The 14,010-nt window shown below is 72.2% G+C and carries 13 protein-coding genes and 1 pseudogene; 4 read left to right on the top strand and 10 right to left on the bottom strand.

Features of this window, described 5'->3' with window-relative positions:
- The first annotated feature begins 145 nt into the window (after positions 1-145).
- On the top strand, positions 146-1,105 hold the full coding sequence (locus BMY19_RS07595) for a cation diffusion facilitator family transporter (protein WP_020092741.1): 960 nt from the start codon (positions 146-148) through the stop codon (positions 1,103-1,105).
- Between the two features lie 34 nt (positions 1,106-1,139).
- Here BMY19_RS07595 and BMY19_RS07590 read toward each other — a convergent pair whose 3' ends face one another.
- Complete coding sequence (locus BMY19_RS07590; protein ID WP_100251340.1) at positions 1,140-2,099, bottom strand: LysR family transcriptional regulator; 960 nt, start codon at positions 2,097-2,099, stop codon at positions 1,140-1,142.
- A 107-nt stretch (positions 2,100-2,206) separates the two neighbouring features.
- Between BMY19_RS07590 and BMY19_RS07585 the strand changes: the two genes are divergently transcribed.
- Positions 2,207-2,929: an SDR family oxidoreductase gene (locus BMY19_RS07585; protein WP_091679744.1), complete on the top strand. Its 723-nt coding sequence runs from the start codon at positions 2,207-2,209 to the stop codon at positions 2,927-2,929.
- 53 nt (positions 2,930-2,982) lie between these two features.
- On the top strand, positions 2,983-3,381 hold the full coding sequence (locus tag BMY19_RS07580; RefSeq protein WP_100251339.1) for a nuclear transport factor 2 family protein: 399 nt from the start codon (positions 2,983-2,985) through the stop codon (positions 3,379-3,381).
- 26 nt (positions 3,382-3,407) lie between these two features.
- On the opposite strand, the gene BMY19_RS07575 is transcribed toward BMY19_RS07580, so the two are convergent.
- The 7 genes from BMY19_RS07575 to BMY19_RS07545 form a co-directional block, all read right to left on the bottom strand.
- The gene (locus BMY19_RS07575; RefSeq protein WP_100251338.1) at positions 3,408-4,262 is read right to left on the bottom strand and encodes an SDR family oxidoreductase; all 855 of its coding nucleotides are present in this window, start codon (positions 4,260-4,262) and stop codon (positions 3,408-3,410) included.
- Positions 4,263-4,272: 10 nt separating this feature from the next.
- Positions 4,273-4,452, bottom strand: coding sequence for a DUF1328 domain-containing protein (locus BMY19_RS07570; RefSeq protein WP_010685332.1), 180 nt, complete (start codon positions 4,450-4,452; stop codon positions 4,273-4,275).
- Positions 4,453-4,588: 136 nt separating this feature from the next.
- On the bottom strand, positions 4,589-5,968 hold the full coding sequence (locus BMY19_RS07565; RefSeq protein ID WP_100251337.1) for a chloride channel protein: 1,380 nt from the start codon (positions 5,966-5,968) through the stop codon (positions 4,589-4,591).
- A 119-nt stretch (positions 5,969-6,087) separates the two neighbouring features.
- The gene (locus tag BMY19_RS07560; protein WP_091679795.1) at positions 6,088-6,387 is read right to left on the bottom strand and encodes a GCG_CRPN prefix-to-repeats domain-containing protein; all 300 of its coding nucleotides are present in this window, start codon (positions 6,385-6,387) and stop codon (positions 6,088-6,090) included.
- 274 nt (positions 6,388-6,661) lie between these two features.
- A complete protein-coding gene (locus BMY19_RS07555) occupies positions 6,662-8,050 on the bottom strand; it encodes a deoxyribodipyrimidine photo-lyase (RefSeq protein WP_100251336.1) in 1,389 nt (462 codons plus the stop codon).
- Positions 8,051-8,645: 595 nt separating this feature from the next.
- Complete coding sequence (locus tag BMY19_RS07550; protein ID WP_100251335.1) at positions 8,646-10,058, bottom strand: phosphatase PAP2 family protein; 1,413 nt, start codon at positions 10,056-10,058, stop codon at positions 8,646-8,648.
- Positions 10,059-10,194: 136 nt separating this feature from the next.
- Positions 10,195-11,328, bottom strand: a complete 1,134-nt coding sequence (locus BMY19_RS07545) for a TRAP transporter substrate-binding protein (RefSeq protein ID WP_244435295.1) — start codon at positions 11,326-11,328, stop codon at positions 10,195-10,197.
- A gap of 147 nt (positions 11,329-11,475) precedes the next feature.
- On the opposite strand from BMY19_RS07545, the gene BMY19_RS07540 reads away from it, so the two are divergent.
- Complete coding sequence (locus BMY19_RS07540) at positions 11,476-12,045, top strand: tyrosine phosphatase family protein (RefSeq protein WP_100251334.1); 570 nt, start codon at positions 11,476-11,478, stop codon at positions 12,043-12,045.
- 24 nt (positions 12,046-12,069) lie between these two features.
- Here the strand turns inward: BMY19_RS07540 and BMY19_RS07535 are convergent, their stop codons facing one another.
- Together BMY19_RS07535 and BMY19_RS07530 are read right to left on the bottom strand one after the other, a co-directional pair.
- The gene (locus BMY19_RS07535; protein WP_026604861.1) at positions 12,070-13,206 is read right to left on the bottom strand and encodes a branched-chain amino acid ABC transporter substrate-binding protein; all 1,137 of its coding nucleotides are present in this window, start codon (positions 13,204-13,206) and stop codon (positions 12,070-12,072) included.
- 150 nt (positions 13,207-13,356) lie between these two features.
- Positions 13,357-14,010: pseudogene (locus BMY19_RS07530) on the bottom strand (sugar transporter); the annotation flags it as partial.

Raw genomic sequence — 14,010 nt, 5'->3', positions numbered from 1 at the left:
GTTGAGCGGCCGCAGGTTGCACGGGGCACCGGCCCGCGTCCACACGGGAACAACCTGCGCGCCGCGACGCTTGCATCGCCGCGGCGGCGACGCCGTGCCGGGGTCCAAGAGCCCGGTGTCCCCCAGACCGCGCAGGGAGTTCCGGATGGCGCACGAAAGCACGGGAGCGATCTACGCGGCGGCGGGCGCCAACCTCGCCATCGCGGCGGCGAAGTTCGTGGGCGGGGCGCTGACCGGCTCGACCGCCATGCTCGCCGAGGGCGTACACTCGGTGGTCGACACGGCGAACCAGGTGCTGCTCCTCGTCGGCATGAAGCGGGCCGAGCGCCCGGCCGACGCCCGCCACCCGTTCGGCTACGGGCGCGAGATCTACTTCTACGCCTTCGTGGTCGCGCTGATGATCTTCCTCGGCGGCGGACTGTTCGCCGTCTACGAGGGGATCGAGCGGGTCCGCCATCCCGAGCCGGACGTCGATGCCGAGCTGTTCGGCTACCGCCTGCCCGGCCTCTGGGTGAACGTCGCGATCCTGGGCTTCGCCATCGCGGCGGAGGGCACGTCGTTCTTCGTTGCGATGCGCCAGTTCTGGGCCGAGAAGGGCAAGCACTCGGCCGTGCGGGCGATCCGGCGCAGCAAGGACCCGACCCTGTTCACGGTGCTCGCGGAGGACACCGCCGCCCTGATCGGCCTGCTGATCGCGCTCGCCGGCGTGGCCCTGTCCCACCTCCTGGAGATGCCGAGCCTCGACGGCTGGGCGTCGGTCGGCATCGGCCTCGTGCTGATCGGCATGGCGGCGTTCCTGATGGTCGAGACGCACGGTCTGCTGATCGGCGAGGCGGCCGATCCCGAGGTCGTGGCGGCGATCGCGGAGCTGGTCCGCGGCGAGCCGGGCGTGGTCCACGTCAACGAGGTGCTGACCCAGCACCTCGGCCCGTCCGACATCCTGGTCAATCTCAGCATCGACATGACCGACGATCTCAGCGCCGGCGAGGTCGAGAGCCTCGTCACGCGCCTCGACCGGGCGCTGAAGGCGCGCAGCCCCGACGTGACCCGGGTCTTCATCGAGATCCAGCAGCAGGGCGACCACAAGGTCCGGGCGGCGGCCTGAGGGGTGCCGCCTCGCCGGCGCGCACGGACCTCTGTCAGGCGGCCGCACCGGGCGTCGGGGCCGGCGCGAGCACGCCGTCCCAGGGGACAGGCGACGGGAAGACCTCGTCGAGGAAAGCGAGGAACGCCCGCACGTTCGGGCTGCCGCGCCGGCTCTCCGGCCAGAGCGCCGTGAAGACCGAGCGCTCGACCGCGAAGTCCTGCAGGATCGGGATGAGCGCGCCCCGCCCGACATGCGGTGCGGCGATGTAGGTCGGCGAGATGCCGATACCGCCACCGGCCACCAGCACTGCCGTCACCGCGTCGCTGAAATCCGCGACGATGCCGGTATCCGGCGTGATCTCGACCCTGCGGCCGCCCACGTGGAACGGCCAGCGCAGGGCCTGCCCCGTGCTCTGGAAGCGGAAGTTCACGCAGTCGTGGTGGACCAGATCGTCTGGATGCCGCGGCGTGCCGCGCCGCGCCAGATAGGCCGGGGCCGCGAAGGCGCAGACCCGGTGCGGCGCGAGGCGGCGCGAGACCAGCCGGGAATCCGCGAGGTCGCCGACCCGGATCGCGACGTCGATGCCCTCCTCGATCAGGTCCACGAAGCGGTCGCTCAGGCGCAGGTCGACCGACAGCTTCGGATGGCGCGCGCGGAAGCGCGGCAGGGCCGGCGCGAGCAGGTGGACGCCGACCGGGATCGACGCCGCCACCTTCAGGGTGCCGGCGGGCTCGGAGCGTGCCGCGACCGCCGCCTGCTCGATCGCCTCGGCCTCGCGGAGGAGCCGCAGCGCGCGCTCCTGCAGGTCGCGCCCCTCCGGCGTCAGGGTCAGCGAGCGGGTGGTCCGGGTGAAGAGGCTCACGCCGAGCCGCGCCTCCAGCCGCTGCACGCTCTTGCTCACCGCCGAGGGCGAGATGCCGAGGGAGCGGGCGGCCGCCGAGTAGCTGCCGAGGGAGGCGGAGCGGGCGAAGGCGACGATGCCCGTGAACCGGTCGAGGCCGATCTGTTCCATGACGGCACGACTGAAGCGAAGAGCGGACCGATTATCAAGGAAGGGTCGCTGGCCCAATCTCCCGTCCATCGGCGCCGCGCTGGCGACGACCGGCCAGGTTTCCCGCCATGAGCAGCACCCTTCAGGATCGCACCGTCGTGGTCTTCGGCGGCACCTCGGGCATAGGCCTCGCGGCCGCCCGCCAAGCCAGGGCGGCGGGCGCGGAGGTCGTCGTCGTCGGCCGCCACGCGGCGGGCGCCGAGCGCGCCGCGGCGGAGAACGGCTTCGCCGGCTGGCGCGCCGCCGACGTGACGCGGCCCGAGACGATCGCGACCGCTCTGGCCGACATCCCCCGCGTCGACCACCTCGCGCTGCTGGCCGGGACCTTCGTGGCCGGCAGGGTCCTCGAGGCCGAGGTCGAGCACCTCGCGCGGGCCTTCGACGAGCGAATCTGGGCTGCCATTCATGCCCTGCGCGCCCTCGGCGGCCGGCTCGCCGGGGACGGCTCGGTCACCCTCATCTCCGGCGCCCTGGCGGACCGCCCGAGCGCGCAGGGGACCGCCGTGCTGGCGGCGGCGTCGGCCGCGATGGAGGCCTTCGCCCGCGGCCTCGCGCTCGAACTGGCACCGGTGCGGGTGAACGCGCTCTCGCCCGGCACCACCGACACCCCGCTCCTGGCCCGCACACTCGGCGCCCACCGCGACGCCTACGTGGCCGGGCTGACCGAGAGGCTGCCGCAGAGACGCCTCGGCACCGCCGAGGAGGCCGGTGCCGCCGTCGTCTTCCTGATGAGCAACGGCTTCATGAACGGCGAGACCCTGCACATCGACGGCGGCGGCCGCCTGATATGAGCCGCCGGCCGCCGCGCGGCACGCCCGACAACCCCCTTCGAAGGAGATGCGCGATGTCCGACGGCACGGAGGCCGCGCCGGCGGCAGAGCCCGACTACGACCGGCTGCTGCGCGCCAATCTCGCGCGGATCTTCAACGCGCGGGACGCCGGCGCGCGGGCGGCCGCCCGGGCCGAGCTCTACGTGGCCGAGCCGACCCTGTTCGAGCCGGACAACGTCGTGCGCGGGCGGACCGCGATCGCCGCGGTCGCCGGGGCGCTCCTGGACCGGTTCGGGCCGACCTTCCGCTTCGTGCCCGTCGGCACGGCCGCCGGACACCACGGCGTGGGATCGCTGCGCTGGGAAGCCGGTCCGGAGGGCGGCCCGGTCGCGGTCACCGGGACGGACGTTGCCGAGATCGTGGACGGCAGGATCGCGCGACTCTGGGTGCTGCTCGACCCGCCGGCTGCCTGAGACCGCCACCGCCGAACGATCCGACTTCAGTCGCTCCGGCTTACCTGCCGGAGGCTCAGCGCCCAGAGCCGCTCCTGGACGGCCTCGTCGCGGCTCTCGGCCGAGGAGACCTTCGGCCGACCGTGGGAGAAGTATCGGCCCGTGACCCCGTCCAGGCCCGGGTCGCTGGCCACGCGGAGGGAGGTCCGCGCGCCCTTCTCGGGCGTGATCAGCAACGGCCGCATCAGCGCCCAGGCCGCGCCGAGCAGGCCGCCGGTGTTCTTGGCGAAGCCGGTATTGACCACCCCCGGATGGACGGCGTTCGCCGTGATGCCGCTGTCGCGCAGGCGCCGGGCGAGCGCGTAGGTGAACAGCACGTTGGCGAGCTTGGCCTGGGCATACGCGCCCATCGCCCGGTAGCGCCGGGCGCCCTCGACGTCGTCGAAATCGATGTGCCCCCGGTAATGGGCCGCCGAGGCGACGTTGACGATCCGCGGCTTCCCGCCCGCCGCCGCCGCGTCCTTCAGCGTGTCGAGGAGTTCGAGGGTCAGGAGCACGTAGCCCAGATGGTCGAGCGCCCAGGTCCGCTCGATCCCGTCGACGGTCAGCGTGCGCCGGTCGAAGATCGCGCCGGCATTGTTCACCAGCACGTCGAGGCGCGGATAGGCCGCCCGCAGGGTCCCGGCGAGCCGGCGGATCTCGGCCTGCGCGGACAGGTCCGCGCGGTGCGGCTCCACGGCGGCGCCGGGCACCGCGGCGCGGATCCTGTCGGCGCAGGCCTGCAGCTTCCCGCTGTCCCGGCCGACCATGGCGACCCGCGCGCCGAGGCGCGCGAGACCGAGGGCCGTCTCGTAGCCGATGCCGCCGGTCGCCCCGGTGACGAGGCAGACCGCGCCGCGCACCGCGCCTGCCTCAGAACACCGCCTGGCCGACCGCGAAGGCGATGACCACGATCACGATGGCGATGAGCAGGAACAGGCCGAACAGGATGCGGGCCAGCGAGCCGGCGCCGGAGGCGATGCCGGTGAAGCCGAGACCGCCGGCGATCAGCGAGATCACGAAGCAGATGAGGGCCCATTTCAGAAGGGTCATGGCGTCACTCCGGCTGCGCCCCGGCGCGGGGCCTGATGCTGCTGCCTCAACCGACGCCAAGCGAGACCGTTCCGCGGATTCCGGACCGGTCCGCTTTTATTCTTACCCGCGTCCGGCCGCTCGGTCGGGGACGCGGTCAGCCGGTCTTCGCCACGGGCTGCGCCGGCACGTCGGCCCGTTCCAGCATGATCTCCGCCAGCGTGTGGTAGAGGCCGCCGCGGCAGATCGCCTTCGAGGCCGCGTCGGCCAGGAGCGCCGCGACCATCAGGGGGATCACCATCGCGTGGTTCTGGGTCATCTCGGTGACGATGACGAAGCTGGTGATCGGCGCCTGCAGCACGCCCGTCAGGTAGGCCACCATCCCGATCAGCACGACGGCGCCGACGGGCATGCCCGGCAGGAATCCGTGGACCGTGCCACCGAGGCCGGCCCCGACCGCCAGGGACGGCGCGAACAGGCCGCCCGGGATGCCGCTGATCGAGCTCAGCACGGTGGCGGCGAATTTCAGGGGCGCGTAGGTCCATCCCGCCGCCGCGTCGCCGTGGAGGATGGCCTTGGCCTCCTCGTAGCCGGTCCCGTAGGCCGCGCCCCCGGAGGCGAGGCCGCACAGGGCGACGCACAGCCCGCAGGCCGCCGCGAAGATCACGGGCCGCTTCCGGATCATCCGCCCGGCCGCGCCGGGCAGGCCGCGGGCGAACAGGATCACGAGGCGGCTGAACAGGCCGCCCGCGAGGCCGCCGACCACGGCGACGAGCGGGACCACCCAGCCGGCCGCCAGCGGCAGGGCGGCGTCGGTCGTGCCGAAATAGGTATAGTTGCCGAGGAGCCCGAGCGAGGTCAGGCCCGCGGCCACGATCCCGGCCACGATCAGGCCGGAGGAGCGCGCCTCGTAGGCGCGTCCCAGCTCCTCGATGCCGAACACGATGCCGGCGAGCGGCGTGTTGAACGCCGCCGCGACGCCGGCGGCGCCGCCCGCCAGGAGGAGCCCGGGCAGGCGCTCCGGGGTCAGGCGGCCGAAGGCGGCCATGATCGCGGCGCCGACCTGCACGGTCGGCCCCTCGCGGCCCGCCGAGGCGCCACAGAACAGGCCCAGGAACAGGACCAGCACCTTGCCGAAGGCCACGCGCGGCGAGATCAGCGAGTAGCGGAAGCCGGTATCCCGGGCGTGGCGGGCGGCGATCACCTGCGGGATGCCCGAGCCCTGCGAGTTCGGGAAGACCGTGAGGGCGAGCAGCGCCGCGAGAGCGAAGCCCGCGGGCGTCAGCACCAGGGCGATCAGCGGCGACGGCGCGGTGAGCCGCCGGAACCCGTCCTGCGCGAGGTCGGCGCCCTTGGCCATCAGCACGGCGGCGAGGCCCACGCCGATGCCGCCCACGAGGAAGAGCAGCCGCCCGCGCCAGAGCGGATAGGCCTCCATCGAGGCCGACCGCAGGCGCATGATCGAGCGGCGGTAGCGCGACCGTTGCGGGGGCGGAGCCTCCGTCGTGTCCGGCACCTCGTCCCGCTTCTCGACCATGAAAGAGCACCTCGTCCGCGCAGTGAGAGCGGACGCTATAGCGCAATGGTCAAGGAAAGGCCCCCTGCGCGGGACGGCCGAGGGCCGGCACCGGCGTGCCGGCCCCGCCGCTCAGCCGATCACCACCTGTGGTGCCAAGCCGCCCGATGCCAGCCGCCGTGATGGTGCCAGCCCCAGGGGCGATGCCAGCCCGCGTGGCGCCAGCCCCACCGATGGTGCCAGCCCCAGGGACGGCCCCAGCCGTAGGCCACCGGTCGGGCATAGTAGACCGGGCGGTACGCGTAGGGGCGCCAGTTCGGCTTGCACCAGCCTGACCAGCCCCGGTGGAAGCCCGGGCCGCAGCCCTGGGCAGCCTCCGCCGTACCGGCCGTGGCGGCCAAGGTTCCGAGCGCGAGGAGTGCTGCGCCTGCCAGCTTCATCCGCATCGTCGTCCTCCGTTCAGCTTCGAGCAGCGCGATGATCCGACCCCGGTCCGACCGAGTTGTCGCCGGATCATGTCCGGCGGTCCGCGACGGGCCGGAAGTGGGCTCGAAACATCCGAGGCCGGGAAAGCGTTTCTTCACGAACCTGTGCGCGCGAGACGACTGAGCCTCCGCGGAGACAAGCGTCGCAATACGCTGCCGCCCGGTCCGATCATCGTGCGACGATTGCGAGGATACCGAAGCGCCCCAGCGGCCGCGCGGCCGTCCCGCCTCAGCCCTCGGCGGCGCAGAGCTTCTCCACCGCCCGCACATAAGCCTTGGCGTCGAACTTCTTGAGCGAGTTCTCGCTCTGATAGCGGACCGTGCCGAAGATCTCGCGCCTCTGCCAGGGCCGGTCGTGCAGGCCGTACACCCAGGCGACGTTGGTGAAGGAGTTCGGATCGCGCCCGTCGAGGAAGTAGCGGTTGTTCAGGCGGAGCGTCCGCGCGAAGCCCTCCTCGGGCGACGGGGACCATTCGAGGATCTTCTTGCCCCAGTACATCCGCAGCTGGTTGTGCATGTAGCCGGTCTCGCGCATCTCGCGCATCGCGGCGTTCCAGTAGCGGTCGTGGGTCTCGCCGGCGGCGAGCTGCGCCTCCGAGTAGGCGTGGGGACGCTCGTCCTTCGCGTGCTCGGCCAGGGTCTTGCGCGCCCAGTCCGGCACGGCCCTGTCGTAGGCGTCGTAGCCCTCCGTGTAGAAGACGTGGTTCATGGCGAGCTCGCGTCGGACGATCAGCTCCTCCAAGTAGGCGCTGCGGTCGTCGGCATCGCCGACCTTGGCCTCCCGCACCGCCAGGGCGATCTCCACCGGCGAGATCTGCCCGAAATGCAGGTAGGGGCTCATGTGCGAGGCGGCGGCCGCCTCCGGCATGTTGCGCCCCGCGCCGTAGCCCGAGAACCCGTCCTTCAGGAACGCCTTCAGGCGCTTGCGGGCCTGCGTCTCGCCGCCCGTGAAGCGCTTCACCGGGCCGACCTCCCGGTCGAGGGTCATCCCGGCGAGCACCGCCTCCGGATCGGAGACGTCGATCACGCTCTTCAGCGTCAGGCGATCGGCCGCGCGCTTCACCCGGCGGGGTTTCAGCGCCGCGAGGAACGGGTCCCACAGCCGGTTCAGCTTCGGCCTCAGCGTCCGGGCGGCGTATTCGTGCTTCGGCGAGGCCGTCTCGACCGGCACGACGACGTCGCCCTCGACCTGGACGATCCGCGTCTTCACCGACTTGGCGATCTGCCGGTACCAGCCCTTCTGGATCGCGAGGTAGCCGCGGTCGAGCACGAGGAGCGCGGCCTCCTCGGCGAGGGCGATGGCGATCTCGGCGGGCGAGCACTTGCGCATGACGAAGCCGATCCCGCGCTTCTCCAGGCCTGCCTTCGCGTCCGCGAGACCCTGGAGCAGGAAGGCGTAATGCCGGGCATTGGCCTCGGGAAAGCCGCTCGCGCCGTCCAGCAGGCCGAAGCAGGCGACGACCGGCAGATCGAGGCGGTTTCCCTCCTCGATGGCGAGTTCGAGAGCCGGATTGAACGTCGCCCGGTTGGCCTGCTGCAGGAGATACAGGACGTAGGCGCCGTCTTCGCGCGGCTCGACATCGTTGAGGATCCGGATCCGTTCGCCCTGGATCGCCATGCTCACCTGCTCCTTGCTTGGCGCGCCGCGCCGGAACCTTGGCCGGAGAAGGTAGAGCGGGCGGGATTTTCGTCCGTCCGGACCGGACGGATGAAAAGCCGCAGTCGAGGCGACGGGCCGAACTCCGGCTCCAGCCGCCAAAACCCCGCCTCATCAGGGACTTGCACGGCGATCGATCGGTCCCGACCGCGACGATGCAGGTTTCGATCGCGCTCGACGGCCTGCGACATTTTCAACACAGGCGGGAAGCGACGCGTGCGCGAGCGCACGAAAGGACAGCCCTGCTGTCCTGATGCTCTTGAATTTTCCGTCGAGGAGCACAGATTGTGCAGCGCGGGAAGGCGATGGCGTCGCCCTTCCGCAGCCCTTCTTGGGCGTTTCCTCCCTAGACTTCGGGCCGCTCCTTCGGGAGTGGCCTTTTTTCTGTCCGGAGCAGGCGCGGACCCCGGTCCGGCCCTTCCACGGGCGCGGTGAGGGGCAGCGCGCTTCCCGCGCAGGCGGGGTGCCCGGGGCGCGACGGCCCCCTCTCCGGCGGCCCTGCCTCTCTAGGAGATCCGCGCCACCGGCGATCCGACAGGCCCTCGGCCACGGCGTGTCAGCGCGTCGCGCTGGACCCCGCCCGGCTCGCCGCCAGCGCGGCGGCCTTGCCGCCCGCCGTGTAGAGGTCGAGGCGCGCGTAGACGCCGAATTCCGAGCCGTCGTCGAGGAAACCGCCGCCCGGCCCCTGCGTCTCGGTGAGGATCGCGTTGGCCTCGTCGAGCGTCAGCGCCGGGAAGGCCGCGGTCAGCAGGTGGCCGGCCTCCGGCGCGACCTTGCCCACGTCCTCCCGCCGGCCGGCGGTGTCCGGATGCACCACGGGCAGGCCGTAGGTCTGGGTCGCCGCGTAGAAGGCGGCGTTGGCGGCCGCGTCCTTGAACCGGCCGGTATCCTTCGCCGCGCAGGCCGAGACCGCGTCGCCGCAGCCGGCCTTCAGCGCCTCGGTCATCGCCGCGCGGGCCTCCGTCAGGAGCGCCCGGTAATCCGTCACGCCGACCGTCCTGTCGGCCTCGGCGGACGCCTTGTCGAGGACGGCCGGGTTCTTCCGGATCTGGCCGACATAGGCCGGATCGTTGGCGAGCAGGTGCGCGAGGGCGTGCAGCGAGGTCGCCCGGCCGCCCAGCACGTCCATGGCGTAGTGCGCCCCGACGATGATCCGGTCGTTGCCGTACTCGGCGGCGCGGGCGACCATCTGCTGGTAGCGCTCGGGTACGAGCAGCGCGAGCACCATGGACTCGGTGTAGCCGTAGGTGGTGTGACCGCTCGGGTAGGACGGGCTGTTCACGAGGTCCTGCGAGGGGCCGCGCAGCCAGTCGAGGCTGTCGGACGCGTCACCGAAATAGTCCTTGCCACGATACGAGAGGAGGCGTGGCAGGGTCTGGAACGGCCGCGAATTGCCGTAGCGGTCGGCGCCGGGGCTCCCGGCCGGCCGGTCGTAGGCCTTGCCGAACACGTCGGTGACGGCGCCGTTCGACAGGATCGCAGCGGCCTCGTCCGAGACCGGATGCTTGCCGTTGGTCGTGGCATTGGCGAAGAAATACTTGCCGGAATTCGAATCCGACTTGGTCACGTTGTTGGTGTAGCCGATCAGGTTGGCGACCGCCGGCGCGATGCTGGTGAAGGTCTTGTAGTCGCTGTAGGTCGCCTTGGCGTGGTAGGCGCGGGCGAGCGTGGTGCCGAGGCCGTCTGCGAGGTTGGCGGCGTTGCCGTCGGTGATGAAGCAGTCCTGCAGGGCGAGCTGCTGCTGCTCGGGGAACGGCAGGAGCGTCGGCTGCTTCAGCGCGCCGCTCTGGATGTCGCCGGTGACCCGCAGGTTCGCGTCGAGCGCCGCCTTGCCGTCGGGCGTCGTCTGCAGCCGGGCCACCGGGACCAGCCCGCGCAGGGCCGACAGGTTGGCGGCCGACTGTGCGAAGGCCTGGAGGGGCAGCGCCGCCCCGAGCAGAGCCAATCCGACCCGCAGCGTCCCGAACATGCAGCCCTCCCCTCGCCGATGCCGTGCCGGACGCTAGAGCCGTTCCCGATCGCGTGGCAATCGGGCGCGGCCCCGACGTCCCCATCTTTGAAGCGCCCCCGGGGCGCCGCGCCGGCCTCCCGCGGCGGCGCGCGCCTCAGCCCCGCGCCCGGGCGCGGATCATGAAGTTGTCGTAGGTGTACTCTGCCACCTGGAACCAGAGGTACTCCTCGTTGCGGAAGGTCCGCATCGCCTCGTAGACGCGGCGGAAATCGGCGTTCTTGGCGGCGATCTCGGCGTAGACGTCATTGGCGTTCTTGAGGGCGGCCTCCATGACGTCCTGGGGGAACGGCCGCAGCTGCGCGCCCCCGGCCACCAGCCGGCGCAGGGCCTGCGGGTTGCGGGCGTCGTACTTGGCCTGGACGTCGGCGCCGACCTCGGCCGCCGCGGCCCGAAGGATCCCCTGGTAGGATTTCGGCAGCGCCTTCCACTTCTCGGCGTTGAACCAGAAGTGCAGCAGGGCGCCGCCCTCCCAGAAGCCGGGATAATGGTAGATCGGCGCGACCTTCTGCAGGCCGAGCCGCTCGTCGTCGTAGGGCCCGATCCACTCGGCGGCGTCGAGCTTCTTGCTCTCCAGGGCCGCGTAGATCTCCGGGCCCGGCACCGCCTGCGGCTGGACGCCGAACTTGGCGAGCACCTGGCCGCCCATGCCGCCGATCCGGAACTTCAGGCCCTGCAGGTCCGCGAGGGTCTTGATCTCGCGACGGAACCAGCCGCCCATCTGGGCGCCGGTGTTGCCGCCCGGCAGGCAGACCAGCCCGGCCTTGGCGAAGACCTCGGCGAAGAGTTCGGCGGCGCCGCCCGCCTGCCACCACGCGGCGGCGCCCCGGGCGTTGAGGCCGAAGGGCACCGCGGTGGCCAGCGCGAAGGTCGGATCCTTGGCCATGCCGAGGGTCGCAGGACCGTGTCCCATCTCGACGGTGCCGGCGGCCACGGCGTCGAGCAGGCCCTCGGCCGGGACCGGCTCGCCGGGGCCCTGGACCTGGATCTGGAAGCGCCCGTCGGTGGCCTCCGCGACGATCCGGCTGAGCGCCTCGGGGGCGCCGTACAGGATGTCGAGGGTCTTCGGGTAGGCGGAGGACAGGCGCCAGCGCAGCTCCGGGGCGGACTCGGCCCGGGCCGGCGCGGCGAGCGGCCCGGTCAGGGCCGCGGCGGCGCCGAGGCCGGCGGTCAGCACGCTGCGGCGCCGCGTCCCGGCCGCGGGGGATCGCGCGAGGTGAGGTTCGTCCAACGGCATCTCGTCCGAGCAGGTCCGACCCGTCCGGGCCGGATCGGGGGTCGCAGGTAGCACGTGCGTGCCGGTTCTCGAAAGCCGCGGGCGGCCCGGGCAGTTCCGTGGCGCCTCGAAACCGGACCGTGCCCGTGCTAGGCGCCCGGGATGCGAACCGAGCCCGCCGTCACCCTGCACACCGTCTGCGGCCTGGAGGAACTGGCCGGCCACGGCGCGCGCGGCGTGAGCCACGTCCTGTCGCTGCTCGATCCCGGCACGCCGGAGCCCGCGGCCTTCACCGCCTACGGCGCCCACGCCCGCACGACCCTCCGGTTCCACGACTGCCTCGGCCCGGGTGACGGTCTCGTCCCGCCCGAGCCGGAGCACGTCGCGGCGATCCTGGATTTCGGGCGGGCGCTCGACGGGGCCGGCCATCTCCTGGTCCACTGCCATTACGGCCTGTCGCGCTCCACCGCGGCGCTGCTGACCCTGTTCGCGCAGGCCGAGCCGGACGCGTCCGCCGCCGCCCTGGTGGAGCGGCTCCACGCCCTGCGCGAGCCGGCTTGGCCGAACGCGCGCATGATCGGCTACGCCGACGCGATGCTCGGGCGGGACGGGGAACTCAGCGCGGCGGTGCGGCGGCTGCACGCCCTGCAATTGCGGGTCCGCCCGCATCTGGCAGAGTTGCTGCGCGGTCTCGGCCGCGGCACGGAGGTCGAGGCCGCAGAGACCTTGTGAGGTTGCCTGTGCGGGGCCCGCCCCTCACTTGCCGGCCGGCGTGAAGCTCCCGTCCTTCCACACGTAGAGCACGTAGCCCTGGGCGGTGACGTCGCCCTTGGCATCGAAGCCGACGGTGCCGAGCACGAGATCGAAGCGTTCGGTGTGCAGCGCCTGCGCGATCGGCCTCGGCTCGGTGGAGTGGGCGAAGTTGCCGGCCGCCACCAGCGCCTGCATGGCCGCGTACCCGTAGATCGTCGAGCCCGTGGGATCGACGCCCTCGGCCTTGAAGGCCTTCACGACGGCCGCGGCGGCGGGCTGCCGGCTCGGGTCGAGGTAGAAGGTCATCAGCACGCCGTTGCTGGCCGATCCGGCTATCTTGGCGAAGTCCGGCGTGGCGATGGCCGAGGTACCGAACCATTGCGGCCGGAAGCCCCGGTCCGCCGCGATCTTCACGAGGCGGCCCATCTCGGCGGCGTCGCCGCCGTAGTAGACGACCTCGATCCCCGCGCCCTTGAGGCGGTCGACCAGGGCGGCGTCGTCGGCGTCGCTCGGCGAGAAGGACAGGAACAGCGCCTCGTTCACGCCAATGCGGTTGAGGTTGTCCTTGGTGGCGGCGGCGAGGCTGCGCGCCGCCGGCGTCTGGTCCTGGATCAGCGCGATCTTCCGGTCGCGGAACCGCTCGGCCAGCACGGCGGCGGACAGGCGCGCCTGGTCGTCGTCGCGGCCGCAGACCCGGAAGATGTTCGGCAGCCCCCGGTCGGTGAGCCGGGCCGCCACCGAGGCCGCGGTGATCATCACCACCCCGTTCTGGGCGTAGATGTCGGAGGCCGCGATGGAGGCGTTGGAGCAGACATGGCCGACGACGAGACGGACGTTCGACCGGACGAAGTGGTTGGCCACCGCCATGGCGGTGTTCGAGTCGCAGGCGTCGTCCTGCACGTCGAGGGTCACGGGCTGGCCGTCGAGGCCACCCATGGCGTTGGCGTCCCGGGCGGCGGCCTCGACGCCGCGCAGGACCTGCTCGCCGACCGCCACGTAGGGACCAGACCGCGGAACCGCGACGCCGACCACCACGTCGGCCACCGCTTGGGTGGCCGGCAGGAGCGCGAGACACAGGCTCAGGGCGATCAGTGCGGGCCGGAGCGGCCCGTGGGCGGGGACGAAACGTCCGATCTTCATCGGGCTCTTCTGGGCATCCTTGCGCGACACGTCGGCGCGACGGCGGATGCGGCTCCGTAGCCTCGATCCCGCCCCGCACCCAGTGCCCATACGCGAGGACGCGGCGAAACGCGATTTTTTTCCACGGCGGTCCTGTCGACGACCTGGTCCCTACTTGGCGTAGGCGTAGGCCGTCGCGGCGGAGGCGACCGGTCCGGTGACGCCGTTGAAGGCGGTGAGGACCTTCTGGACCTCGGTGAAGGGGGCGTTCGACACGTAGATCAGGTCGCGGTTGCGCATGCGGAACGCCTGGGACACGAACAGGCTGTTGGGGTCGCGCATGTCGATCCGGTAGACGACCGGCACCAGGGGCGTGCCCAGAAGCTTCGAGCCGGGGCTGAGCCGGCGCACGACGCTGGCCGGCTCGAACCGGAAGATGAACGTCCCGGCCGGGTCGGCGGCGAAGTCCGACAGGCCGCGCGCCTTGGCCAGCGCCTGCGCCAGCGTGATGCCGTCGGCCTGGAACGGCAGCTCGGTGCTGTTGCCCAGCGCGCCCACCGCGATGAAGGTCTGCGGGTCGCGCACGAGCGTCAGCACGTCGTTGGGCCGCAGGTAGATGTTCTCCCTGGGGTTCGACACCACTGTGGTCAGCGGCACGGTCGCGGTCACCGGCCCGCGCGAGAGCCGCACGAAGGTCTCGTTGACCGGCGCGCGGTTGCCGCCGGCGGCGGCGATGACGTCGAGGATGCGGTCGCCGTGGCCCGAGAGCGGCAGGCGGGCGCCGGCGGCGCCCTCGCCGGTGACGGTGACGGCCTGGGAGATCGG

The sequence above is a fragment of the Methylobacterium sp. UNC300MFChir4.1 genome (assembly GCF_900110155.1).
Lineage (GTDB): Bacteria > Pseudomonadota > Alphaproteobacteria > Rhizobiales > Beijerinckiaceae > Methylobacterium.
The sequence above is the reverse complement of the archived record's forward strand: the minus strand, read 5'-3'. Positions and strand labels throughout refer to the sequence as shown.